This window comes from Sphingopyxis panaciterrulae (genome assembly GCF_014199295.1).
In the GTDB taxonomy this organism is placed as follows: Bacteria; Pseudomonadota; Alphaproteobacteria; order Sphingomonadales; family Sphingomonadaceae; genus Sphingopyxis; species Sphingopyxis panaciterrulae.
This window is the reverse complement of record NZ_JACIJH010000035.1, coordinates 1-1408: the sequence shown is the minus strand read 5'-3', so window position 1 is coordinate 1408 and position 1408 is coordinate 1. Positions and strand designations below refer to the sequence as shown.

The 1408-nt window shown below is 66.5% G+C and carries 2 protein-coding genes; both read left to right on the top strand.

The genetic code is table 11. The features are described 5' to 3' along the window. The coding region (locus FHR21_RS20645) for a Mu transposase domain-containing protein (RefSeq protein WP_420825301.1) at positions 1-919 on the top strand (919 nt) is incomplete at its 5' end. After that, positions 906-1408: ATP-binding protein (locus FHR21_RS20640; RefSeq protein ID WP_184101825.1), on the top strand; the 503-nt coding region annotated here is incomplete at its 3' end. The genes FHR21_RS20645 and FHR21_RS20640, both read left to right, overlap by 14 nt.

Sequence of the window (1408 nt, the reverse complement as noted above, 5' to 3'; positions counted from 1 at the left end):
TCGGGGCTTCGCCCCTCGTCCCGACAGACACACCGCCGCCATTCTCATCCTGATTGTCGGCAATTCTCACCCTGATTGTCGCGCAGCAGTCGAGCCGACCGCCTGCTCGCCGGCGGCGGGATGGGAGAAGGGCCAGGTCGAGCAGCAGGTCCAGACGATCCGAGGCCGCTTCTTCCAGCCGCGGCTCCGGTTCGCCAGCCTGGCTGAGCTCAACGGGTGGCTGGAGGCCGAGTGCCGACGCTGGGCCGAGCATCATGCCCATCCCGAACGCGGGGATATTACCGTCGCCGAGGCGCTGGATATGGAGCGACCGGCCCTGCAGCCGATCCTGGCGCCGTTCGATGGCTTCCATGAGAGCGAGCATGCCGTCACCGGCACCTGCCTCATCAGCTTCGATCGCAACCGCTACTCGGTCATGTCGACGGCCGCACGCCGGACCGTTCAGGTGCGCTCCTATGCCGATCGCATCGTCATACGCTGCGGCGATGCGATCGTCGGGGAGCATGAGCGCCACTTCGGTCGGAACTGCACGATATACGATCCCTGGCATTATCTGCCGGTCCTCGCGCACAAGCCCGGTGCGCTGCGTAACGGCGCACCGTTCCAGGACTGGGATCTGCCGCCCGCCCTGCACCGATTACGGCGAAGGCTCGGCACCGGGGACGAGGCCGATCGCAGGTTCGTGCGGGTCCTCTCGGCGGTGCTCACCGATGGCCTGGAGCCGGTAGAGGCTGCCGTGCGCGAAGCGTTGGCGAACGGAACGGCCAGCGACGAGCTGATCCTCAACATCCTCTCCCGGCGCCGCGAGCCGGCGACACCCCACAGCATCGTCACTTCGGAAGACCGGATGCTGCAGCATCCTCCGCTCGCCGACTGTGCCCGCTATGATCTGCTGCGAGGCTATGATGCAGCGGCATGATATGATCGACACGATGCGCGGCCTCGGACTCAAGGGCATGGCGGCGGCGTTCGACGAGGCGGTCACCACCGGCCTCCAGCGCAAGCGCACCACCATGGAGATACTGACCGACCTGCTCCGTGCTGAGGCGACCCACCGGGATGCAGCCTCCATCCGCTATCGGATGACGGCTGCGAGGCTGCCCGTGGTGAAGGACCTGGAGCGGTTCAGCTTCGAGGGCACACCGATCAATGAGGAGATGATCCGCTCCCTTCACGACGGCTCCTTCCTCCCGCCTCGCCGCAATATCGTGCTGGTCGGCGGCACGGGGACAGGCAAGACCCACCTCGCCATCGCGATCACCGCCAATGTCGTGCGAAGGGGCGCTCGCGCCCGCTACTTCAACACCGTCGATCTGGTGACACGCCTCGAAGAGGAGACCCGGATCGGCAAAGGCGGGACCCTGGCGGCGCAGCTGTCGCGGCTCGACCTGATCGTGCTCGACGAGCT